The following is a 23,258-nucleotide window of genomic DNA, read 5'->3' as shown; positions in this document are numbered from 1 at the left end:
GTGTGCTCGGGCGGTCGGCCGGGGGCCGGGTCAGCGGGACGGAGCGCCGCTGCTCAGGCGGTCGCCGCGGCCGGCGACGCAAGGGGGTCGAAGACCGGCGCGTGACGGCGCCACGGCCGCACGCGTTCCAGCTCTCCGGCAAGCCAGAGTAGTCGCTGCTCGGCACCCGGGGGGCCGACCAGCTGGACCGCCAGGGGCCACCCCTCGGGCCGGGTGCCGGCCGGGACGGACGCCGCCGGGACGCCCGCCAGGTTCCACGGCGAGGCGAACGGCGCCCACCGTGCGTTGGCCGTCACGTTGGCGAGGAAGCCGCGCTCGTGCCACGGCCGCGCGGCCAGCGGCGGACCGGTCACGACGGGCATGAGCAGGACGTCGACGTCGTCGAAGAAGCGCTCGGTGCGGGCGCGGAACCGCTCGACCGGCCCCGGCCGGACCAGCCCCAGCCGGCGGACCCACCGGCCGAGCCGGGCGTGGGTGCGGCTGCGCGGCTCGAGCGCCGCCCGGTCCAGGCCGAGGAAGGCGGCGTCGTCCTCCGCGCCGGCGAACCAGCGGACCAGCGCGGCGAGGGCGGCGTCGGTCGGGATGACCGGGTCCTTCCGGACGGTCGTGTGCCCCGCAGCCTCCAGCACCTCCGCGGTCTCCTCGACCGCCCGGCGCGCGGCGCGGTCGGCGCGCACCCCCTGGACCGGGGAGCGCAGGCTCACCGCGATCCGCAGCGGCCGGCCCGGCTCGGTCGGCGGGGCGGGCTCCTCCCCCGCCAGCACCGCGAAGGCCAGGGCCTGGTCGGCCACGGTGGTGGTCAGCGCGCCGTTCACGGCCATGCCCGACCAGTCGTCGGCGCCGATCCCGCCGGGCAGCACACCCCGGCCCGGCTTGACCGTGACCAGGCCGCAGGCCGCGGCGGGCAGCCGCAGCGAGCCCATCCCGTCGTTGCCGTGCGCCAGGGGCACCGACCCCGACGCGACGGCCGCCGCACTGCCCCCGGAGCTCCCGGCCGGCGAGCGGGCGGTGTCCCAGGGGTTGCGGGCGACCGCACCGGCGGAGTCGGTCGAGGCGTACAGGCACAGCTCGGGCACGCGGGTGATGCCGACGACGACCGCGCCGGCCGCCCGCAGCCGCGCGACGACCTCGTGGTCCTCGGTCGCCGGGACGGGCCGGCCCGCCGACGAGCCGTCGGTCGCGACCTCGCCGGCGACCGCGACGTTGTCCTTGATCGCGACCGGTACCCCGGCCAACGGGAGGCGCTCGCGGTCGGGCGACGCGTCGACCGCCGCGGCCTCGGCGAGCGCCGCCTCCCGGCGGACCACGCGGAAGGCGCCGATCCGCGGCTCGACCGCCTCGAGGTGGACCAGGTGGGCGCGGACGACCTCGACCGCGGTCACCTCCCCCGACCGCACGAGGGCCGCCAGCTCGGTGGCGGGGAGCCCCACCAGGCGACGGTCCTGAGAGCCGGGCAGACCTCCGCTAGCGTCCATGCCCAGGACCGTAGCCGCGGTCGCCGACAGTTCCCCGAGGGAGTCAGGATGAGCGCCGATCCGTACACCGGGGACGTCCGCGTGGGGGGCCCGGCCGCCGTCCGCGAGCTGCCCGGGCTGACCGTCGCCAAGCTCGCCGTCGGCGAGATGGACAACAACGCCTACCTGCTGCGCGACGAGGCCACCGGCGAGGCGCTGCTCATCGACGCGGCCACCGACGCCGAGGCGCTGCTGCGGCTGATCGGCGACGCGGACCTGCGCACCGTCGTCACCTCGCACGGCCACTGGGACCACCACCGGGCGCTGCCCGAGGTGGTCGAGGCGACCGGCGCGCTGACCGTCGCCCACCCCGCCGACGCCGCCGACCTGCCGGTGCCGGTCGAGCGGCCCGTGCAGCACGGCGACACCGTGCAGGTGGGCGAGCACAGCCTCGAGGTGATCCACCTGCGCGGACACACGCCGGGCAGCATCGCCCTCCTCTGGCGCGGCCGCGGCGATACCCGCCCGCACCTGTTCACCGGCGACTGCCTCTTCCCCGGTGGGGTGGGCAACACCCAGAAGGACCCGGCGCGGTTCACCAGCCTGCTCGACGACGTCGAGGAGCGGCTGTTCCGCCCGCTCCCCGACGAGACGTGGGTCTACCCGGGCCACGGCGGCGACACCACCCTCGGCGCCGAGCGCCCGTCGCTGGCGGAGTGGCGCGCCCGCGGCTGGTAGCGCTACCCCTCGTCGTCCTCGTCGAAGAGGGCGACCAGCTCGTCGGCGGTGCCGGCGACGTGCAGCGGCACGACGGAGACCAGCCAGTCGGGACGGCGCTCGTCGACGTCGACGGCGAGGTCCCACGCGGCCCGGGCGGTGAGCGGGCCGAAGCAGGCGTCGTCGCCGTCCTCCTCCACCGCCACCTCCACCAGCCACGTGTCGGAGAGGTCCGCGGCGAGCTCGGCGAAGTCGGGCTCGGAGCCGTCCTCCGGCTCGGGGAGGTCGGCCGCGACGGGGTAGATGAGCGCCATGCCGGAACGCTAGTGGTCGCCCGGCGTCGGCGTCAGTCGACGACGGCCGCCGGGGTCAGCCAGCGGCGCCACCAGCGCACCAGGTGCTCGAGGCGGGCGACGCGGTCGGCCGGCCGGCCGGTCCGGGCCACCTCCGCGCCCCCGCGCGGGAACAGCAGCAGCTCGGCAGGCACACCGCGGCGCTCGAGGGCGGCGTGGAGGGCCACTCCCGGACCGCGGAGGTCCTGCTCGCCGTGCAGCACCAGGGTCGGCACCGGGACCGCTCCGGCGGGCGGCTCGTCCACGCGTCCGAACTCCACGACGGCGGCGGCGAAGCGCTCGCTGCGGCCGAGCAGCTCCACCGCCGCCGCGCCCCCGGCCACGCCGATCCGGTCCGCGTCGAGCCGCGGGTCATCGACGGCGGCGTCGAGCAGGGCCAGCACGGCCTCGGGCTCCGCCCGGTCGCACTGCACGACGGCGACCCCGGCGGTGGCGGCGACCTGGACGTCCTCCTGCAGCGACCAGCCGGGGCGGTCGTCGGGCACCAGCACGAGCACCGGGTGCGGACCGGGCCCCGCCGGCACGGTGATCCGGCCGTCCACCGGCGTCCCGTCGGGAGCGGACGCCCCGACCGCGGTCGCGCGGTGCACCCGCCCCGTCGCCGCGAGCGCGCTGCCGAAGGCGGTCAGCAGCCGCCGGCGACCGGGGGTGATCGCGATGAGCTCCCCCGCGGACCCGTCGTGGCCGACGGAGGCGACGACGACCCCGCCGCCGCACGCCGCGCCGTGCACCGTGAACGGGCCGTCGACCAGCACCTCCGGGTCGGCGTTCGAGAGGGCCCGCCGCAGCTCGACCGCACCGCCCCGGGCGACGCGCACCAGCTCGCCGTCCCTGCTGCGCCAGAGGGCGACCGGGTCGGGGTCCGCGTCGCCGACGAGCACGGGGACCGGCACGGGGGCGTCGTCGTCAGCGAGCAGGTCGGGCAGGTCGAGGACGTGCACCCGGAGGGGGCGGTCGGCGAGCGGGCCGAGGTCGTCCGGCCGTGGCCGGCGCGGGGTGATCAGCCGCGGGGCATCCGGCTCCGGCGCCCCGCCGGGGACCGCGGCCCAGGCCAGCCGGCGCGAGTCCGGGGACCAGACGGGCGCCCCCGCCCCCAGCGGGGCGTCGGTCAGCCGGCGCGGAGCACCGCCCGCGGTCGGCAGGACGTGCACCTGGGGCGCGCCGTCGCCGAGGGCCGCCAGGTAGGCCAGCCAGCGACCGTCCGGCGAGAACGCCGGATCGCTGTCCCGCCCGCCGGAGGTGAGCGGCCGGGCCGGCGCCGACGCGTCGGTGGGGACCGCCCACAGCTGGCTGCGGTACCCGTTCCCGGCGACGTCGGGGCGGGTCACGGCGACGACCGCGATCCGCCCGTCCGGCGCGACCGCCGGGGTGCCCGGCGTGCGCAGGAGGGCGAGGTCGTCGGGGCGCACGGGCGCCGACGCTAGCGGGCGGGGATCAGCGCTGCGGACGTCCGTCCCGGCCGGCCTCCTCGGCCGCCGCGGCGGTGGTGGACTCCGCCTCGGCCGACGCCGCCGGGCCGACGGCGGTGGTGCTGTCGGCGACCTCGGTCGTGTCCGGCGCCGTCGTGAACTGCCCGCGGGTCTTGATCAGGCTCGCGACCGTGGCGACGAGGATGACCCCGAGGATGATCGTCAGCGACAGCCAGATCGGGATGGTGGGCACCGCGTCGATGTGCTCGCCGCCGTTGATGAACGGCAGCGTGTTCTCGTGCAGCGCCTCCATCACCAGCTTGACGCCGATGAAGGCCAGGATCACGGCCAGGCCCAGCGACAGGTAGACCAGCCGCTGCAGCAGGCCGCCGAGCAGGAAGTACAGCTGCCGGAGCCCCATCAGCGCGAACACGTTGGCCGTGAAGACGATGAACGGCTCCTTCGTCAGGCCGAAGATCGCCGGGATGCTGTCGAGCGCGAAGACGAGGTCCGTGGTGCCGAGCGCCAGGATGACGATGATCATCGGCGTCCAGAACTTCTTGCCGCCCTCGAGGACCCTCAGCTTGGCGCCGTGGAAGTCGCTCGTGATCGGCAGCACCCGGCGCATCGACCGGATGAAGGCGTTCTCCTCGTAGTCCTCGTCCTCGCCGCGGTGCCGCACCAGGTTGATCGCGGTGTACACGAGGAAGACGCCGAAGATGTAGAAGACCCAGGTGAAGCGGGTGATCAGCGCGGCACCGAGCAGGATGAAGATCCCGCGCAGCACGAGCGCGATGATGATGCCGATCATCAGCACCTCCTGCTGGAGGTGCCGGGGCACGCGGAACCGCGCCATGATGATCACGAAGACGAAGAGGTTGTCGACCGAGAGCGAGTACTCGGTCAACCAGCCCGCGTAGAACTCCGTGGCGAACTGGGCATCGGTGATGGCCCAGAAGACGGCGCCGAACACCACCGCCAGCGACACGTAGAAGCTGACCCAGAGCCCGGCCTCCTTGAAGGACGGCTCGTGGGGCCGGCGGACAACGTAGAGCAGGTCCGCGAGCAGCAGGACGGTGAGCCCCACGAAGGTCGCGACCTCGAACCAGACGGGGAGCTCGTGCACGTCTGGGAACTCTACGGGCCGAGGCGGGCGGCGACCTTCCGGGAGTCGTTTTCGCGACAGTCCGCGTGGCGGGGGGCAGCAGTCCCGTCGAGCACCCCGGTCAGCGCCTGGACGGCGGCACGCAGCCGGTCCGTCTCGTCGGGGCCGAGCGCACCCACCACGGAGTCCAGCAGTCGGATGCGCAGGCCCTCGGCCTGCTGCACGACGACGCGGCCCACCTCGGTGATCGCCAGCGCCGTTCCGCCCGACGCTCCGGACGGCGCCCGCGGGTGGCCGGTGCGCCGGAGCAGCCCCCGGCGCACCAGCGCCTCCGTGGTCACCGCCGCGGCGTCGTCGGCCTGACCGCAGCGCCGGCCCACCTCCCGGGCGGAGCGGGCGCCGTCGGCGACGGCCGACAGCGCGGCCAGCTCACCCCGCCGCAGCCCGGTGGCCTCCTCCACCCGCGCGGCCACGTCGGTGGCCGCGCGGGTGACGTCGTCGAGCTCGTCGACGAGCCGGAGCACGGTGGCCAGCCGGGCGCCCGGGCCCTCGGCCGGGCGCGGACGCCCCAGCGACGGTGCCGTCACCGGGGTCCCGGCGCGCCCTCGCCGGCGCCGACGGGGTCGACGTCCCGGTCCTCGCCGGGAGCAGCGCCCCCGGCCGTCGTCCCGGCGCCGGTCACGGCAGCCCGCCTGCCGTCCGTGTCGGCCGGGACGGCGGTGCCCTCCGCGACGGCGGTGCGCCGGTTCTTGGCCAGGCTGGCCACCGTGGTGACCAGGAGCGTGAGGAGGATGACCGCCAGCGAGAGCCAGGTCGGGATCTCCGGGATCAGCGTCACGTGCTCGCCGCCGTTGACGAACGGCAACTCGTTGGTGTGCAGCGCGTGGATCACCAGCTTGAGGCCGATGAAGCCGAGGATCACGGCCAGGCCGTAGGCCAGGTAGACCAGCCGGTCGAGCAGGCCGTCGATGAGGAAGAACAGCTGACGCAGGCCGAGCAGCGAGAACGCGTTGGCGGTGAAGACCAGGAACGTCTCCTGGGTGAGCCCGAAGATCGCCGGGATCGAGTCGACGGCGAAGAGGATGTCGGCGCTGCCGATGGCGACGAGGGCGATCATCAGCGGGGTGATGTAGCGCTTGCCGGAGACCTTCGTGACGAGCTTGTCGGAGTGGTACTCCTCGGTGGTCGGGACCACGCGGCGCACCAGGCGCAGGACGCCGTTCTCCTCGTAGTGGTCGTCGCTGTGACCGCCGCTCTTCGCCTGCGCGTAGGCGGTGTAGATCAGGATCGCGCCGAACAGGTAGAAGACCCAGCTGAAGTTCTCGATGGCGGCGGCGCCGACCAGGATGAAGACCGTCCGCAGGACCAGCGCGAAGGCGATGCCGAACAGCAGCACCTTCTGCTGCAGCTCACGAGGCACCGCGAAGCTGGCCATGATCAGGACGAAGACGAAGAGGTTGTCTACCGACAGGCTCTTCTCGGTGATGTAGCCGGCGAAGTACTCGCCGCCGTACTCGGCACCGGCGAACCAGATGACGCCGAGCCCGAAGACGAGGGCGATGCCGACGTAGACGGCGGACCAGATCGCCGACTCGCGCAGGGTCGGCGCGTGCGGCGTGCGCACGTGGCCCACGAAGTCGAACGCGAGCATCGCGACGATGCCGGTGACGGTGAGGGCCCACACCCAGGTGGGGACGTCCATGAGCAGTTCCTCCGGTCGACAGACGGGTGTCGGTACCGGAGGTCTCTCCCGCCGCGGCCCGAGGGGCCCGCGACCGGCAGCGCCGGAGGCCATGGGGCCTCGTACTGACGACACTGCCGCTGGGGATACTCCCCTCCACGGCGAGACCGTCCGGGCATGCGGCACCGGGCCGTCGCGTCAGGCGGTCTCGACGGGTGCAACGGCCCGCCCCCTCGGCGGGTTCCCCACGACGATGTGAGGCCGGTCTCAGCTCGGGCGCCTGCTCCTCGCCAGCGCCGCGACGACGGCGTCGCAGCAGGCGTCGACCAGCTCGCGCACCTCGTTGCCTGGCACCCGACCGGCGACGTCGGCGGCGTTCCACCCGTACCGGCCGACGCAGGCGCTGACCGTGACAGCGCCGGGGTGCCGTCGCGCCACCCGGCCCGACTGCAGGGGCCCGCCGCGAGCCTGGGAGTGGTGGGGGCAGCGGGGTCCTTCCTCAGGCGTGGGCGGCGTCGAACTGGCGCAGCTCCTTCTTGAGCTCGGTCAGCTCGTCGCGCAGCCGGGCGGCCACCTCGAACTGCAGCTCGCGGGCGGCGGCCAGCATCTGCTCGTTCATCTGCGTGATCAAGTCGGCCAGCTCGTTGCGCGGGAGGCCCTGCACGTCGATGGCTCCGGCCTTGCCTGCCTTGGCCTTGGACGACAGCCCCGGCACCGGCGACTTCCCGCGCGACTGCTGCCGGCCGGAGCCGCCGAGCAGCTCGCCGGCCGTGCCGTCCTCGGCCTCGCGGTAGATGCCGTCGAGGATGTCGACGATCTTCTTCCGCAGCGGCTGCGGGTCGATGCCGTGCTCGGTGTTGTAGGCGACCTGCTTCTCGCGCCGGCGGTTGGTCTCCTCGATCGCCTGCGCCATCGACGGGGTGATCTTGTCGGCGTACATGTGCACCTGGCCGGAGACGTTGCGCGCCGCGCGGCCGATCGTCTGGATGAGCGAGGTGCCCGACCGGAGGAAGCCCTCCTTGTCGGCGTCCAGGATCGCCACCAGCGAGACCTCGGGCAGGTCGAGGCCCTCGCGCAGGAGGTTGATGCCGACCAGCACGTCGTACTCGCCCTGCCGGAGCTCGCGCAGCAGCTCGACCCGGCGCAGGGTGTCGACCTCCGAGTGCAGGTAGCGGACCTTGATGCCCATCTCGAGCAGGTAGTCGGTGAGGTCCTCGGCCATCTTCTTGGTCAGCGTGGTGACCAGGGTCCGCTCGTCCTTCTCGACCCGGGTGCGGATCTCGTGCACCAGGTCGTCGATCTGGCCCTTGGTCGGCTTGACCACGACCTCGGGGTCGATCAGGCCGGTCGGGCGGATGACCTGCTCGACGAACTCCCCACCGGTGCGGCCGAGCTCGTACGGGCCCGGGGTGGCCGACAGGTAGACGACCTGCCCGATCCGGTCGGTGAACTCCTCCCACTTCAGCGGGCGGTTGTCCATCGCCGAGGGCAGCCGGAAGCCGTGCTCCACGAGGGTGCGCTTGCGGCTCATGTCGCCCTCGTACATGCCGCCGATCTGCGGCACGGTCACGTGCGACTCGTCGATGACCAGCAGGAAGTCGTCCGGGAAGTAGTCCAGGAGGCAGGAACCGGCCGAGCCGGGGGCGCGGCCGTCGATGTGCCGCGAGTAGTTCTCGATGCCGGAGCAGAAGCCGACCTGGCGCATCATCTCGATGTCGTAGGTGGTGCGCATGCGCAGCCGCTGGGCCTCGAGCAGCTTGCCCTGCCGCTCCAGCTCGGCCAGCCGCTGCTCGAGCTCGGCCTCGATCGAGCCGATGGCCCGCTCCATGCGCTCCGGGCCGGCGGCGTAGTGGGTGGCCGGGAAGACGAAGAGCTCGTCGACCTCGCGCACCACCTCACCGGTCAGCGGGTGCAGGTAGTACAGCCGCTCGACCTCGTCGCCGAACATCTCGATCCGGACCGCGAGCTCCTCGTAGACCGGGAAGACCTCGATCGTGTCGCCGCGGACGCGGAACGTGCCGCGCGTGAAGGAGAGGTCGTTGCGGGTGTACTGCTCGGTGACGAGGGTGCGCAGCAGCTCGTCCCGGTCGCGCTCCTCCCCCACCTTGATCTTCAGCGAGCGCTCGACGTACTCCTCCGGCGTCCCCAGGCCGTAGATGCAGGAGACGGTGGCGACCACGATCACGTCGCGCCGGGTGAACAGGCTGTTGGTCGCCGAGTGCCGCAGCCGCTCGACCTCCTCGTTGATCGAGGAGTCCTTCTCGATGTAGGTGTCCGTCTGCGGGACGTAGGCCTCGGGCTGGTAGTAGTCGTAGTAGCTGACGAAGTACTCGACGGCGTTGTCCGGGAACAGCTCGCGGAACTCGTTGGCCAGCTGCGCGGCGAGGGTCTTGTTCGGCGCCATCACCAGCGTGGGCCGCTGCACCTGCTCGACGAGCCAGGCGGTCGTCGCCGACTTGCCGGTACCGGTCGCACCGAGCAGGACGGTGTGCTCCTCGCCGGCGTTCACCCGCTCGGCCAGTGCCTTGATCGCCGCCGGCTGGTCGCCCGAGGGCTGGAACTCGCTGACGACGCGGAAGCGCCCCCGCGTGGGCCGCTTGAGGTCGGTCTTCGCTCGCACGCGACGACGGTACGACGGAGGTACGACAGAACGGCGGCTGTGACGGGACCGGTCGCCTGCGACGTCCGGGCCGGGTGGGACGGGGAGTGGTCCGCGGGTTGCATCCGCGCGACGAGGGTGCTCGTCATCGGCCCCCGGGACCGATAGTGTCCCGCGCGCAGGAGCGGTCCCGGCCGGGGACCAGCGCCACCCGGGTCCCGGGCGAGGTCGGACCCCGGCGGGACCGCCCCTTCTGCGTACGACGCCCCCCCACGGCACCGCCGTGGGGGGCGTCGTCGTCCGCGCCGCGTGACGGCTGCGACGACGCAGGGTGACGTGTCCGTTCCGACACCACCCGGAGGTGTGCGGGGCACCCGGCGGGGGCACGGGGCGTCCGGGGCGGCAGCGCCCCGACCTCCCGCCGACGGCCGCGGCAGGAGGCCACCGCCCCCGGAGACGACGGGGGCATCTCGCAGGAGGATCCCCGCATGACCCAGGTGTGGCCCGGCAGCGCCTATCCGTTGGGTGCCACCTACGACGGCACCGGCACCAACTTCGCGATCTTCAGCGAGGTCGCCGAGAAGATCGAGCTCTGCCTGTTCGACGAGGCGGGCAACGAGGAGCGCATCCGGCTCCCCGAGATGGACGGCTACGTCTGGCACGCCTTCCTCCCGGGCATCCAGCCCGGCCAGCGCTACGGCTTCCGCGTGTACGGCCCGTACGAGCCCGAGAACGGGCACCGCTGCAACCCCAACAAGCTGCTGCTGGACCCCTACGCCAAGGCGATCGACGGCTCGATCGACTGGGACGAGGCCTGCTTCGGCTACCGCTTCGGGTCCGGTGACCGCAACGACGACGACTCCGCGCCGCACATGCCGAAGTCCGTCGTCGTCAACCCGTACTTCGACTGGGGCGTCGACCGGCCGCCGCGGATCCCCTACAACAAGACCGTCATCTACGAGGCCCACGTCAAGGGCCTGACGATGACCCACCCGCGGGTCCCCGAGGAGCTGCGCGGCACCTACGCCGGCATCGCCCACCCGGCGGTCATCGAGCACCTCCAGGAGCTCGGCATCACCGCGATCGAGCTCATGCCCGTGCACCAGTTCGTCCAGGACGACACGCTGCTGCAGAAGGGCCTGCGCAACTACTGGGGCTACAACACGATCGGCTTCTTCGCGCCGCACAACGAGTACGCGCAGAACAGCGACGGGCAGCAGGTGCAGGAGTTCAAGGGCATGGTCCGGGCCCTGCACGAGGCCGGCATCGAGGTCATTCTCGACGTCGTCTACAACCACACCGCCGAGGGCAACCACATGGGCCCGACGCTGTCCATGAAGGGCATCGACAACCGGACGTACTACCGGCTGGTCGAGGGCGACGAGCAGTACTACATGGACACGACGGGCACCGGGAACTCGCTCAACGTCCGCGTCCCCCAGTCGCTGCAGCTGATCATGGACTCGCTGCGCTACTGGGTCACCGAGATGCACGTCGACGGCTTCCGCTTCGACCTGGCCTCCACGCTGGCCCGCCAGTTCCACGAGGTCGACCGCCTCTCGGCGTTCTTCGACCTCGTGCACCAGGACCCGGTGGTCAGCCAGGTCAAGCTGATCGCCGAGCCGTGGGACGTCGGCGACGGCGGCTACCAGGTCGGCAACTTCCCGGCGCTGTGGACCGAGTGGAACGGCAAGTACCGCGACACCGTCCGCGACTTCTGGCGGGGCGAGGACGCCACCATCGGCGAGTTCGCCAGCCGGATCTCGGGCTCGGCCGACCTCTACAAGCACTCCGGTCGCCGGCCGGTGGCGAGCATCAACTTCGTCACCGCCCACGACGGCTTCACCATGCGCGACCTCGTCTCCTACAACGAGAAGCACAACGAGGCCAACGGCGAGGGCAACAACGACGGCGAGAGCCACAACCGCAGCTGGAACCACGGCGTCGAGGGCGAGACCGACGACGCCGAGATCCTGGCGCTCCGCGCCCGGCAGCAGCGGAACTTCCTCGTCACGCTCATGCTCAGCCAGGGCGTGCCGATGCTGCTGCACGGCGACGAGCTCGGTCGCACCCAGAACGGCAACAACAACGGCTACTGCCAGGACTCCGAGCTGACCTGGATCGACTGGGAGAACGTCGACGAGGGCCTGCTGGAGTTCACCAAGATGGTGACCAAGCTCCGCAACGACCACCCGACGTTCCGCCGCCGCCGGTTCTTCCACGGCCGGCCGGTGCGCCGCGAGGAGGGCGACCCGGTCCAGGACGTCGCGTGGTTCACCCCCGGCGGCGAGCTGATGAGCGACGAGGACTGGGACGTCGGCTTCGCCAAGTCGCTGGCCATGTACCTCAACGGCCACGGCATCCGGGAGACCGACGAGCGGGGCGAGGACGTCGTCGACGACTGCTTCTACCTGGCCTTCAACGCCCACCACGAGCCGATGGAGTTCACGCTGCCGCCCGCGGAGTACGCCGAGGGCTGGACGGTCGTGGTCGACACCGCCGAGCTGGACGAGGTCGAGCCCGTGGTGGTCAAGGCCGGCGAGACGCTGACCGTGGCCGCCCGGGCGACCGTGGTCCTGCAGGCCGCTCCGTGACCTCGACCGAGGACCGGCGCGCCGTCCCCACGGCGACGTACCGGCTGCAGGTGACGGCCGACTTCACCCTGGACGACGCGGCCGCCGTGGTCGACCACCTGGCGGCCCTGGGGATCAGCCACGCGTACTCCTCGCCGCTGCTGCGCTCGGCGGCGGGGAGCACCCACGGCTACGACACCGTCGACCACGAGCACATCGACGAGGCACGCGGCGGCCGGGAGGCGTTCGACCGCCTGGTCGCCGCGCTGCACGAGCGCGGTCTCGGCCTGGTCCTGGACCTGGTGCCCAACCACATGGGCGTCGCCGACCCCGCCGAGGCGCCGTGGTGGTGGGACGTGCTGCAGCACGGCCGGAACAGCGCCCATGCCGGTGCCTTCGACATCGACTGGGACTTCGGCGGCGGGCGGGTCCGCATCCCCGTGCTGGGCTCCGCGGACGACGTCGAGAAGCTCGAGGTCGTCGGCCGGGAGGGTGGGGGCGGCGGAGCCGGCGAGCTGCGGTACTACGACAACCGCTTCCCGCTCGCCCCCGGCACCGGGAGCGGCACCCCGCAGGAGGTGCACGCGCGGCAGAACTACGAGCTGGTCGACTGGCGCCGGGCGGACTCCGATCTCAACTACCGGCGCTTCTTCGCGATCAACACCCTCGCCGGGCTGCGCGCCGAGGACCCGGAGGTCTTCGCGGCGACGCACCGGCTGGTCCTGGAGCTGGTCGACGCCGGCGCGGTCGACGGGCTGCGGATCGACCACCCGGACGGGCTGGCCGACCCCAAGGGCTACCTCGACCGGCTCGCCGAGGCGTCGGGCGGCCGGTGGACGGTCGTGGAGAAGATCCTCGAGCCCGGGGAGGACCTGCCGGAGAGCTGGGCGACCGCCGGGACGACCGGGTACGACGCGCTGAGCGAGGTCGACCAGGTGCTGGTCGACCCGGCCGGCGAGGCGGTGCTGACCGAGCTGGACACCGAGCTGGCCGGCGCCCCGGTCGACTACGCGCAGCTGGTGCACGACTCCAAGCGCGAGGTCACCGACGGCATCCTGGGCTCGGAGGTCGCCCGGCTGGTGCGGGTGATCGGCGAGCTCCCGGGCGTCGACACGACACAGCAGACCGAGGCGCTGGCCGAGCTGCTGGCCTCCTTCGACGTCTACCGCAGCTACCTGCCCGACGGCCGCGAGCACCTGGACGCGACGGTCGCCGCCGTCCGCGCGCGCCGGCCGGACCTGACCGCCGCGCTGGACGCCCTGCACCCGGTGCTGTCCTCGGCCGGCACCGAGGCGGCGACCCGCTTCGAGCAGACCAGCGGGCCGGTCATGGCCAAGGGTGTGGAGGACGCCGCCTACTACCGGTGGGCGCGGTTCGCGATGCTCAACGAGGTCGGCGGTGACCCGGCGCGGTTCGGCAGCGGCGTGGAGGAGTTCCACGCCGCGCAGGCGCACCGGCTGGCGCGCAAGCCCCAGGCGATGACGACGCTCTCCACCCACGACACCAAGCGCAGCGAGGACACCCGTGCCCGGCTGGCCGTCCTCGCCGAGCTGCCCGGTGAGTGGGCCGACCTGGTCCGCGGGCTGCTGGACCGGCACCCGCTGCCCGACCGGCCGCTGGCCCACCTCGTCTGGCAGAACCTGGTCGGCGCCTGGCCGCTCTCGCGGGAGCGGGCCCAGGCGTTCGCGGAGAAGGCGGCCCGCGAGGCCGGCCTCTCCACCACCTGGACCGACCAGGACGCCGAGTTCGAGGCGCAGCTGCAGGCGGTGGTCGACGCCGCGTTCGACGACACCACCACCCGCGCCGAACTCGACGCGTTCGCCGACCGCATCGCGCTCCCGGGCTGGTCCAACTCGCTGGCGCAGAAGCTCGTGCAGCTGACGATGCCCGGCGTCCCGGACGTGTACCAGGGCACCGAGCTGTGGGACCACTCGCTGGTGGACCCGGACAACCGGCGGCCGGTCGACTACGACCTGCGCCGGCAGCTGCTCACCCGCCTCGACGAGGGCTGGGTGCCGGAGGTCGACGACACCGGCGCGGCCAAGCTGCTGGTCGTGTCGCGGGCGCTGCGACTGCGCCGGGACTCCCCCGAGCTGTTCGCCGGCTACACGCCGGTGACCGCCACCGGGTCGGCCGCGGAGCACCTGCTCGCCTTCGACCGGGGCGGTGCGGTGACCGTGGCGACCCGGCTGCCGGTCGCGCTCGCCCGCTCGGGCTGGGGCGACACCGCCCTGCAGCTGCCCACCGGTGCCTGGCGCGACGTGCTGACCGGCGAGCGGCTGGTGTCCGACGCCGGCGGCCTGCGCGCCGACCAGCTGCTGGCACGGCTGCCGGTGGCCCTGCTCGTCCGCGCCTAGAACCGGCATGATCATCCGCACCCCCGAACCCGCCGCTGGAGGCGCCCGCATGTCCGAGCCCGTCGAGTTCGCCGTCTGGGCGCCGATCCCGGGGCGGGTCCGCCTGCAGGTCGAGGGCGCCGTCCACGACATGCAGCGGGACGACGACGGCTGGTGGCGCGTCTCGGTGGAGACCTCTCCCGAGGCCGACTACGGGTTCCTGCTGGGCGACGACGACACGCCCCGGCCGGACCCGCGGTCGCGCCGCCAGCCCGAGGGGGTGCACGGCCTCTCCCGCCGCTACGACCCGGCCTCGTACGGCTGGGCCGACGGGGCGTGGACCGGCCGTCCGCTGGCCGGTGGCGTCGTCTACGAGATGCACGTCGGCACGTTCACCCCCGCGGGCACCCTCGACGCCGCCGTCGGCCGGCTCGACCACCTGGTGGACCTCGGCGTCGACTTCGTCGAACTGCTCCCGGTGAACGGCTTCAACGGCACCCACAACTGGGGCTACGACGGCGTCCTCTGGTACACGGTGCAGGAGGAGTACGGCGGTCCGGCGGCCTACCAGCGGTTCGTCGACGCCTGCCACCAGCGCGGTCTCGGCGTGATCCAGGACGTCGTCTACAACCACCTGGGCCCGTCGGGGAACTACCTGCCGCTGTTCATGCCGATCTTCGCCGAGGGCGGGGCGAACACCTGGGGCAACTCGGTCAACCTGTCCGGCCCGGACTCCGACGAGGTGCGCCGCTACATCGTCGACAACGCGCTGATGTGGCTGCGCGACATGCACGTCGACGGGCTGCGGCTGGACGCCGTCCACGCGCTGGTCGACGAGCGCGCCACCCACGTGCTGGAGGAGATGGCGCAGGAGGTCGACAAGCTGTCGGTCGCCGTCGGCCGGCCGCTGACGCTGATCGCCGAGAGCGACCTCAACGACCCGCGCATGGTGACGCCGCGGGTGGCCGGCGGCCTCGGGCTGACCGCGCAGTGGAGCGACGACTTCCACCACGCGCTGCACTCGACGCTGACCGGCGAGGGGCAGGGCTACTACTCCGACTTCGCCGAGGCGGGGCTGGGTGGCCTGGCCAAGACCCTGACCGGGGCCTACTTCCACGACGGCGCGTGGTCGTCGTTCCGCCGCCGCCACCACGGCCGGCCGGTCGACACCGCGTTGCTTCCCGGCTGGAAGTTCCTCGGCTACCTGCAGGACCACGACCAGATCGGCAACCGCGCGGTCGGCGACCGGATCTCGGCCTCGCTCTCCCCCGGCCTGCTCGCCGTCGGCGCGACGATCGTGCTGACCAGCCCCTTCACGCCGATGCTCTTCATGGGCGAGGAGTGGGGCGCCACCACCCCGTGGCAGTTCTTCACCAGCCACCCCGAGCCCGAGCTCGGCGAGGCCACGGCGAAGGGCCGGATCGGCGAGTTCGCCGAGCACGGCTGGGACGCCGACGTCGTCCCCGACCCGCAGGACCCGGAGACGTTCACCCGCTCCAAGCTGGACTGGTCCGAGCCGGCGAGGGAGCCGCACGACCGGCTGCTGGCGACCACCCGCGCCCTGCTCGCGCTGCGCAAGGCCGAGCCGGACCTGCTCGACCCGGACCTGTCGACGGTCGAGGTCGGCTGGGACGACGAGGAGCGCTGGCTGGTCGTGCACCGCGGCGCGCTGCGGGTGGTGGCCAACCTGTCGGGCGGGACGCGCGCGGTGGAGCTGGACCGGACCGCCACGAGGGTGCTCTTCTCCACCGGTGAGGACCCCGCGCTGGACGGACCGACCGTGACGCTGCCCGCCGAGAGCGCGGCCGTGGTCACCACCGCCTGACGTGCGCCGCCTGCTGCCGGACCCGGAGGCGGTCGAGCTCGACGACGCCGCCCTGGCCGACGCCTACCGGCTCCCCGGCCGGTCGGTGCGGGCGGACTTCGTCGGCTCCCTGGACGGCGCCATCGCGATCCAGGGCCGCAGCGGCGGGCTCGGCTCCCCCGGCGACAAGCGGGTGTTCCGGACGCTGCGGGCGTTGGCCGACGTCGTCCTCGTCGGCGCGGGGACGGCGAACGCGGAGGGCTACCGGCCGGTGGCCGCCGACTCCGCCGTCGGCGCGCTCCGGACGGCGCTGGGCCGGCCGGCGACCGCGCCGATCGCGGTGGTGTCCCGGCGGGGGTCGATCGCGCCGGGCGACCGGCTGGCGGTGGACTCCACGATCCTGGTCACCTGCTCGGCCTCCGACGCCGACCGCCGGGCCGCCCTGGCCGAGGCCGGGGTGACCGTGCTGGTCTGCGGCGACGACGACGTCGACCTGCCGACCGCGCTGGACGCCCTCGCCGACCGCGGGCTGGAGCAGGTGGTCTGCGAGGGCGGACCGGCGCTGTTCGCCGCCGCACTCACGGCCGGTTGCGTCGACGAGCTCGACCTGACCATCGCCCCGGCGCTGGTCGGCGGCGAGACCCGGCTGCTCCCGGCGACCCTGCCCGAGGTGGTGCGGCCGAGGCTGGTGCAGGTGCTCGAGGAGGACGGCGTCCTCTTCACCCGCTACGCGCTGCGCTGAGACCGCGCTCAGCCGTTCCCGCGGCCCCCGTTGCCGTTGCCGTTCCCGCCGCCGTTGCCGTTCACGGCGCCCCGGGCGATGTCGTTGCCACCGCCGTTGCCGTTGCCGTTGCCCTGGTTCCCCTCGGTGCCGTTCCCGCCGCCCTCGGTGCCGTTCCCGCCACCCTCGTTGCCGTTCCCGCCGCCGTCGTCGTCGCCTCCGCCGGAGTCGTCGTCCCCTCCGTCGTCGTCCGACGGCGCGGGAGCGGGCGCGGGGGCGGGCGGGGGCGGCGGGGCGACGACGTGCGTGACCGTGACCGTGTCGCCGACGGCCAGCTCCCCGTCGGGCGACACGGCCAGGACCGCGCCGTCCGCCGCGTCGCCGGTGGTCACCGGCCGCAGCTGCACCGTCAGGCCCAGCAGGGTCAGCTCCGCCTGCACCTCGCCGACCGGCCGGTCGAGGTAGTCCCTCTCGTCGATCTCGACGACCTCGGGCTCGGGCGCGGCGGTCGTCGAGGGGGCGCTGGTCGACGGGGCGCTCGTCGTCGGGCCGGCGTCGCCGGTCCGCGGGTCGTCGTCGCCCAGGGTCAGCACGAGGACGACGGCGAGTGCCGCCAGCAGGGCGAGGGCGGCGAGCGCCGCGGCGAGGCCCCGGCGGGAGTGCGCGGCCGGGCGCGGAGCAGGACCTCCGGACGCCGCGGCGAGACCCACCGGGGGCAGCACCCGCGTGCCGTCCGGTGGCGCCGCGACGAGGTGGGGCGGGAGGACGGCGGTCGCCGCGCGGTCGACCGGGTCGGGCACCCGGCCGGCGAGCACCCCCTCGACCTCCTGCCGGAAGGCGGCGCCGTCCGGGATCCGCTGGGCGGGGTCCTTGACCATCGCCCGGTCGAGGAGGTTCCGGAGGCCGACGGGCACCTCGTCGGGCAGGGGCGGCGGGAAGTCGGTGATCTGCCGCAGCGCCACCTGGACCGAGCTCTCGCCGTCGAACGCGCGGCGGCCGGCGAGCATCTCCCAGCCGACCAGACCGAGGGCGTAGACGTCGCTGGCCGGGGTGGCCGACGCCCCCTGCGCCTGCTCGGGCGAGAGGTAGTGCGCGGTGCCGATGATCTGCCCGGTCCCGGTGAGCGGCACGCTCGCCGCCGACGACGCGATCCCGAAGTCGGTGAGCTTGACCGTCCCGTCCCGCGCGACCAGGACGTTGCCGGGCTTCACGTCGCGGTGCACGACGCCCAGGGCGTGGGCGGCGCCCAGCCCGGCAGCGGTCTGCCGGAGCACGTCGGCGGCCCGGCGGGGCTCGAGCCGGCCCTCCCGGGCGAGCAGCTGCGACAGCGACTCGCCCTCGACCAGCTCCATCACCAGGTAGGCCAGGTGCTCCGGCGAGTCCGGGCCGGCCGGCACCTCGCCGTAGTCGTACAGGGTGGCGATGTTCGGGTGGCTCAGGACGGCGGTGTGCCGGGCCTCGGCCCGGAACCGGGCGAGGAACGACGGGTCACCGGTGAACTCGCTGCGCAGCACCTTCAGCGCGACGTCCCGGCCGAGCCGGGTGTCGTGCGCGCGCCAGACCTGGCCCATGCCACCGGTCGCCAGGAGCACGCGCGGCTCGTAGCGGTCGGCGATCGTGCTCGTGCCCGGCTGCACGCACCCCTCCCCTGCTCGGTCCTGCTCCGACTCGTCATGGTCGCCGACCCGCGGCCCGGCGACCATTCGGCGCCGCCGATCGGATGACCGCGCTCGCCGGGGCCGGGCTGATTGACTGACGGGCATGGACCTGCCCGTGCTGCCGCCGGTCAAGCCGATGCTGGCCAAGGCGGCCACGAAGCTGCCCACCGCCGACGGACTGTTCTACGAGCCCAAGTGGGACGGGTTCCGCTGCATCGTCTTCCGCGACGGCGACGAGGTGGAGCTCGGCAGCCGCAACGAGCGGCCGCTGACCCGCTACTTCCCCGAGGTCGTGGAGGCCGTGAAGGCGGCGCTGCCCGAGCGCTGCGTCGTCGACGGCGAGATCGTCGTCCCGGCCGGGGACCGGCTGCACTTCGAGGCCCTGCTCCAGCGGATCCACCCCGCCGCCAGCCGGGTCACGCTCCTGGCTGAGCAGACCCCGGCCTCCTTCGTCGCCTTCGACCTGCTGGCCGTGGGCGACGAGTCGCTGATGGAGGTGCCGTTCGCGCAGCGCCGGGCGCGGCTGACCGAGGTCGTCCGCACCACCGACCGGGTGCACACCACCGCGATCACCCAGGACCCCGGCACCGCCCAGCGCTGGTTCGACGAGTTCGAGGGCGCGGGCCTCGACGGCGTCGTCGCCAAGGCCGCGGACCTGCCCTACGGGCCCGACCAGCGGCTGATGACCAAGGTCAAGCACGTGCGGACGGCCGACTGCGTCGTCGCCGGGTTCCGCTGGCACAAGAGCGGGCCGATCGTCGGCTCGCTGCTGCTCGGGCTGTACAACGACGAGGGCGACCTCCAGCACATCGGCGTCGCGGCGTCCTTCCCGATGGCCCGCCGCGCCGAGCTGGTCGAGGAGCTGGCCCCCTACCGGGCCGAGGCGCTGGACGGCCACCCCTGGCAGGACTGGGCGAACGCGCAGACCGGCGCGGACGGGGAGCACCGGATGCCCGGCGCGCAGAGTCGCTGGAACGCCGGCAAGGACCTCTCGTGGGTGCCGCTGCGGCCGGAGCTGGTCGTGGAGATCAAGTACGACCAGCTGGAGGGACGGCGGCTGCGGCACACCGGCCACTTCCTCCGCTGGCGGCCCGACCGCGAGCCGCGCAGCTGCACCTACGACCAGCTCGACGTGCCGGTCCGCTACGACCTGGCCGAGGTGCTCGCCGGGTGAGCCGCGCCGGGGACCTGGTCCGCACCGGCCTGCGCGGGATCGGGCAGCTGCTGCTCACCGTCGGCTTCGTGATGCTGCTGTTCGTCGTCTACGAGCTGTACGTCACCGACATCCTGGCCGGCCAGGCGCAGGACGAGCTGCAGGACGAGCTGCGCGACGAGTGGGACGGCGCCGTGCCCGGTGCCGCCCCGGCGCCGATCACGCCGGTCGAGGGCGAGCCCTTCGCGTTCCTGCACATCCCCGGGCTGGGCGCCGGCTGGGAGCGGGCGATCGTCGAGGGCACCGGGCAGGACGAGCTGGCGCAGGGGCCCGGCCACTACATCGGGACGGCGCTGCCCGGTCAGCAGGGCAACTTCGCCGTGGCCGGCCACCGGGTCGGCCGCGGGTCGCCGTTCCTGGAGATCGACGAGCTGCAGCCCGGTGACCCGGTCGTCGTCGAGACGGCCGACGCCTGGTACGTCTACCGGGTGCTGGGCGACCCGGCGACGGGCGACTTCGGCACCGGGCCGGTACCCGGTCAGCAGATCGTCGACCCGACGAACGTCTCGGTGATCTCCCCCACCCCGCTGGCCCCTGCGGAGGCGCCGCCGACGGGCGCGTACCTGACCCTGACGACCTGCCACCCGGAGTACTCCGCACGGCAGCGACTGATCGTGCACGCCGTCCTCGAGGGGGGTCCGGTGCTGCGGGCCGACGCCCCGGACGGCCCGCCCGCACTGCAGGAAGGCTGAGGTAGACGGCGTGTACTCGTGGATCTGGCGGCACCTGCCCGGCGGCACCGGCAGCAAGGCGTTCCTCGCCCTGCTGCTGGTCCTGGCGGTCAGCGCGCTGCTGCTGTTCGTCGTCTTCCCGCGGGTCGAGCACCTGCTCCCGTTCACCGACGTGACCGTCGACTAGGGCCCATCGGCCTCGCGGCTCCCAGGAAGCCTGCCTACCCTCGTTGATCATGCGTGCCTCCCGCGGTCTGCTGGCCGCCGCGTCCGGCCTGCTCCTCGCCCTCTCCGGCTGCACCTCCGGAGACTCGGACGAGCCGGACAGCGGCTCCTCCTCCGCTGCCCCGTCGTCGACGGCCCCGGCCGAGGTCGAGCCGATCGAGCTGCAGGACTGCACCGACGACATCCTCGGCCTGGGCGTGCCCAACCCCCGGTCGATCGCCTACGAGTGCGGCTACCTCGACGTGCCGATCAGCTACGAGGAGGCCGACAGCGAGACGCTGCCGATGTTCGTGCTCCGGGCGCGCTTCCCCGGTCAGACCGAGCGGATCGGCTCGCTCGTCGTCAACCCCGGCGGTCCGGGCGGGTCGGGCGCCGACGCCGCGCTGGACCTCTCCCAGTCCCTCCCCGAGGACGTGCTGCGCCGATTCGACGTGATCGGCTTCGACCCGCGCGGCGTCGGTCTCACCACGCCGGTCGAGTGCTTCACCGACGCCCAGAAGGACACCTTCTTCTCCGACGAGCCGCGGCCCACCACCCCGGAGCAGCTGGACGCCGTCCTCGCGGTCTACGACGACGTCGCCGCCGGCTGCGCCGAGGAGTACGGCGACGCGCTCGGCGCGTTCAACACCACCGACACCGCCCGGGACATGGATCGCCTGCGCGAGGCGCTCGGCGACGAGCAGCTCACCTACCTCGGCTACTCCTACGGGACGACGCTCGGATCCACCTACGCCGAGCTCTTCCCCGACCGCGTCCGCGCGCTCGTGCTCGACGCCGCCGTCGACCCCGACCCCGCCACCAAGGACGAGATCCAGGCCGACGCCGAGGCCGATGCCGCCGCGCTGGAGGCCGGCTTCGACGCCTTCGCGGCCAACTGCACCAGCCTGATCTCCGGCTGCCCGGTCGGCGACGACCCGCGGCTGTTCGTCAACGACCTGCTCACCCAGGCCGGCACGGCGCCGATCGCGAGCAGCCAGGCCGGCGAGACCCGCCAGGGCACCCCCGGCATCGTCCTGACCGCCGTCGTCTCGGCGATGTACGACCCCGGCTCGTGGCCGCAGCTCTCCCAGGCCCTGCGCGCCGCCCGCGACGGGGACGCCGCCGGGCTGCTGTCCCTCGTCGACAGCTACGCCCAGCGGCTGGACGACGGGACGTACTCCAACCTGTTCGACGCGAACCTCGCGATCAACTGCGCGGACGCCCCCGAGGACGTCTCCTTCACCCCCGAGGAGATCGCCCCGCTCGCCGCGGACTGGGGCGCCCGCTACCCGCTGTTCGGCGCCGACGCCGCGGCCGGCCTCTACGCGTGCACCCCGTGGGAGGCCCCGCGGACGCCGCTGCCCGAGCGGGACGCCGCCGGCAGCGCGCCGATCCTCGTGGTGGGCAACCAGGGCGACCCGGTCACCCCGCTCCCCGGTGCCGTGGACATGGCCGAGGACCTCGAGTCCGGCGTCCTGCTGACCTGGCAGGGGCAGGGCCACACCGCCTACCCGAAGACCGATTGTGTGACAGGTGCCGTGAACGCCTACCTGATCGACCTCGTCGTCCCGCAGGATGGGCTGGTGTGCCCGGCCTGACGCCGGGGCGCTGACCTCGACGGAAGGGCGTGCATGGCCTCCAGCAAGGACGCCGTGGTCCTGCAGGTGGCCGGTCACGAGGTGCGCGTCTCCAACCCGGAGAAGCCGTACTTCGCCGAGCTGGGCATCCGCAAGATCGACGTCGTCAACTACTTCGTGTCGGTCGGCGAGGGCATCCTGTTCGCCCTGCGGGACCGGCCGACCACCCTCGAGCGCTGGCCCGGCGGGGTGTTCGAGGGCGCCCGGTTGTCGACGCGGATGGACAACACCGGCGACGCCTTCTACCAGAAGCGGGTGCCCAAGAACGCCCCCGACTGGGTGCCGACCGCGCACATCACCTTCCCCAGCGGGCGGACGGCGGACGAGATCGCACCGGACTCGGTGGCGGTCGTCGCCTGGTGCGCCAACCTCGGCACGCTGACGTTCCACCCGTGGCCGGTCGGCAAGGACGACGTCGAGTCGCCGAACCAGATCCGCATCGACCTCGACCCCCAGCCGGGCACCGACTTCTCCGACGCGGTCTGGGTCGCCCCGCACGTGCGGGAGCTGCTCGCCGAGTTCGGCATGCAGGGCTGGCCGAAGACCTCCGGCGGGCGCGGGGTGCACATCTACGTGCCGATCCAGCCGCGGTGGACGTTCACCGAGGTCCGGCGGGCGGTGATCGCCTTCGGCCGCGAGCTGGAGCGGCGCCTCCCCGACCGCGTGACGATGTCGTGGTGGAAGGAGGAACGCGGCGAGAAGATCTTCATCGACTACAACCAGATGGCCCGGGACCGCACGATCGCCTCGGCGTACTCCATCCGGCCCAAGCCGCATGCGCCGGTGTCCGCGCCCCTGGACTGGGACGAGCTGCCCGACGTGCACCCGCACGACTTCACCGTGCTGACCATGCCGGAGCGGTTCGCCGCGGTCGGTGACAAGCACGCCGGCCTGGCCGACCACGCGTTCGGCATCGAGCCGCTGCTGGAGCTCGCCGACCGGCAGGCCGCCGACGAGGGGCTGGGCGACATGCCCTATCCCCCGGACTACCCGAAGATGCCCGGCGAGCCGATGCGGGTCCAGCCCAGCCGCGCGAAGAAGCCGGCCGCCGACGGAGCCTGAGCACCGGGCCTCCCGCGGTCGTAGCGGGGTGCGAACCCGTCTCTCCGATCCGCCGCACGGC

General features: G+C 73.5%; 19 protein-coding genes. 10 read left to right on the top strand and 9 right to left on the bottom strand.

All coding sequences use genetic code 11. From position 1 onward, the window contains the following. Positions 1 to 53: 53 nt before the first annotated feature. Positions 54 to 1,430: an amidase gene (locus DQ240_RS00845; RefSeq protein ID WP_233498382.1), complete on the bottom strand. Its 1,377-nt coding sequence runs from the start codon at positions 1,428 to 1,430 to the stop codon at positions 54 to 56. A 93-nt stretch (positions 1,431 to 1,523) separates the two neighbouring features. On the opposite strand from DQ240_RS00845, the gene DQ240_RS00840 reads away from it, so the two are divergent. Further along, positions 1,524 to 2,192, top strand: coding sequence for an MBL fold metallo-hydrolase (locus DQ240_RS00840; protein WP_113837745.1), 669 nt, complete (start codon positions 1,524 to 1,526; stop codon positions 2,190 to 2,192). Positions 2,193 to 2,194: 2 nt separating this feature from the next. On the opposite strand, the gene DQ240_RS00835 is transcribed toward DQ240_RS00840, so the two are convergent. The 7 genes from DQ240_RS00835 to uvrB form a co-directional block, all read right to left on the bottom strand. Beyond that, positions 2,195 to 2,485, bottom strand: a complete 291-nt coding sequence (locus DQ240_RS00835) for a hypothetical protein (protein ID WP_113837744.1) — start codon at positions 2,483 to 2,485, stop codon at positions 2,195 to 2,197. Positions 2,486 to 2,517: 32 nt separating this feature from the next. Continuing rightward, positions 2,518 to 3,933, bottom strand: a complete 1,416-nt coding sequence (locus tag DQ240_RS00830; RefSeq protein WP_113837743.1) for a PD40 domain-containing protein — start codon at positions 3,931 to 3,933, stop codon at positions 2,518 to 2,520. Between the two features lie 25 nt (positions 3,934 to 3,958). Continuing rightward, positions 3,959 to 5,059 (bottom strand): TerC family protein, encoded by a 1,101-nt coding sequence (locus tag DQ240_RS00825; protein ID WP_113837742.1) that lies wholly within the window; start codon positions 5,057 to 5,059, stop codon positions 3,959 to 3,961. Positions 5,060 to 5,070: 11 nt separating this feature from the next. Further along, complete coding sequence (locus tag DQ240_RS00820) at positions 5,071 to 5,625, bottom strand: hypothetical protein (protein ID WP_113837741.1); 555 nt, start codon at positions 5,623 to 5,625, stop codon at positions 5,071 to 5,073. Continuing rightward, a complete protein-coding gene (locus tag DQ240_RS00815) occupies positions 5,622 to 6,740 on the bottom strand; it encodes a TerC family protein (RefSeq protein WP_113837740.1) in 1,119 nt (372 codons plus the stop codon). Before DQ240_RS00815 ends, DQ240_RS00820 begins: the two co-directional genes overlap by 4 nt. Positions 6,741 to 6,986: 246 nt before the next feature. Then, the gene (locus tag DQ240_RS23185; RefSeq protein WP_158548472.1) at positions 6,987 to 7,157 is read right to left on the bottom strand and encodes a hypothetical protein; all 171 of its coding nucleotides are present in this window, start codon (positions 7,155 to 7,157) and stop codon (positions 6,987 to 6,989) included. 61 nt (positions 7,158 to 7,218) lie between these two features. Then, positions 7,219 to 9,339, bottom strand: a complete 2,121-nt coding sequence (uvrB, locus tag DQ240_RS00810) for an excinuclease ABC subunit UvrB (RefSeq protein WP_113837739.1) — start codon at positions 9,337 to 9,339, stop codon at positions 7,219 to 7,221. Between the two features lie 467 nt (positions 9,340 to 9,806). On the opposite strand from uvrB, the gene glgX reads away from it, so the two are divergent. The 4 genes from glgX to DQ240_RS00790 are packed head-to-tail and all read left to right on the top strand — an operon-like array spanning position 9,807 to position 16,773. Continuing rightward, the gene (gene glgX / locus DQ240_RS00805) at positions 9,807 to 11,912 is read left to right on the top strand and encodes a glycogen debranching protein GlgX (protein ID WP_113837738.1); all 2,106 of its coding nucleotides are present in this window, start codon (positions 9,807 to 9,809) and stop codon (positions 11,910 to 11,912) included. Next, positions 11,909 to 14,248, top strand: a complete 2,340-nt coding sequence (gene treY / locus DQ240_RS00800) for a malto-oligosyltrehalose synthase (protein ID WP_113837737.1) — start codon at positions 11,909 to 11,911, stop codon at positions 14,246 to 14,248. Before glgX ends, treY begins: the two co-directional genes overlap by 4 nt. A 49-nt stretch (positions 14,249 to 14,297) precedes the next feature. Beyond that, a complete protein-coding gene (gene treZ, locus DQ240_RS00795; RefSeq protein WP_113837736.1) occupies positions 14,298 to 16,052 on the top strand; it encodes a malto-oligosyltrehalose trehalohydrolase in 1,755 nt (584 codons plus the stop codon). Position 16,053: 1 nt separating this feature from the next. Then, positions 16,054 to 16,773, top strand: a complete 720-nt coding sequence (locus tag DQ240_RS00790) for a dihydrofolate reductase family protein (protein WP_113837735.1) — start codon at positions 16,054 to 16,056, stop codon at positions 16,771 to 16,773. An 8-nt stretch (positions 16,774 to 16,781) separates the two neighbouring features. Here the strand turns inward: DQ240_RS00790 and DQ240_RS00785 are convergent, their stop codons facing one another. Beyond that, on the bottom strand, positions 16,782 to 18,389 hold the full coding sequence (locus tag DQ240_RS00785) for a serine/threonine-protein kinase (RefSeq protein ID WP_233498381.1): 1,608 nt from the start codon (positions 18,387 to 18,389) through the stop codon (positions 16,782 to 16,784). A 124-nt stretch (positions 18,390 to 18,513) separates the two neighbouring features. Here DQ240_RS00785 and DQ240_RS00780 point away from each other — a divergent pair, with 124 nt between their 5' ends. From DQ240_RS00780 to DQ240_RS00765, 5 genes are read left to right on the top strand one after another with little or no spacing between them, the layout of a single operon-like run. Beyond that, positions 18,514 to 19,584, top strand: a complete 1,071-nt coding sequence (locus tag DQ240_RS00780) for an ATP-dependent DNA ligase (protein WP_113837733.1) — start codon at positions 18,514 to 18,516, stop codon at positions 19,582 to 19,584. After that, positions 19,581 to 20,315: a class E sortase gene (locus DQ240_RS00775; protein ID WP_113837732.1), complete on the top strand. Its 735-nt coding sequence runs from the start codon at positions 19,581 to 19,583 to the stop codon at positions 20,313 to 20,315. The genes DQ240_RS00780 and DQ240_RS00775 overlap by 4 nt, the downstream gene beginning before the upstream one ends. A 10-nt stretch (positions 20,316 to 20,325) precedes the next feature. Then, positions 20,326 to 20,481, top strand: a complete 156-nt coding sequence (locus tag DQ240_RS23500) for a hypothetical protein (RefSeq protein ID WP_199588958.1) — start codon at positions 20,326 to 20,328, stop codon at positions 20,479 to 20,481. A 49-nt stretch (positions 20,482 to 20,530) separates the two neighbouring features. After that, on the top strand, positions 20,531 to 22,096 hold the full coding sequence (locus DQ240_RS00770) for an alpha/beta hydrolase (RefSeq protein ID WP_113837731.1): 1,566 nt from the start codon (positions 20,531 to 20,533) through the stop codon (positions 22,094 to 22,096). Positions 22,097 to 22,129: 33 nt separating this feature from the next. Beyond that, positions 22,130 to 23,197 carry a DNA polymerase domain-containing protein gene (locus tag DQ240_RS00765; protein ID WP_113837730.1) on the top strand — a complete coding sequence of 356 codons (1,068 nt, stop codon included), beginning with the start codon at positions 22,130 to 22,132 and terminating at the stop codon, positions 23,195 to 23,197. Positions 23,198 to 23,258: the final 61 nt, after the last annotated feature.

This window comes from Blastococcus sp. TF02A-26 (assembly GCF_003319125.1).
Classification (GTDB): domain Bacteria; phylum Actinomycetota; class Actinomycetes; order Mycobacteriales; family Geodermatophilaceae; genus Trujillonella.
Note: the sequence above shows the minus strand (reverse complement) of the source record. Positions and strands in the feature narration are given on the sequence as shown.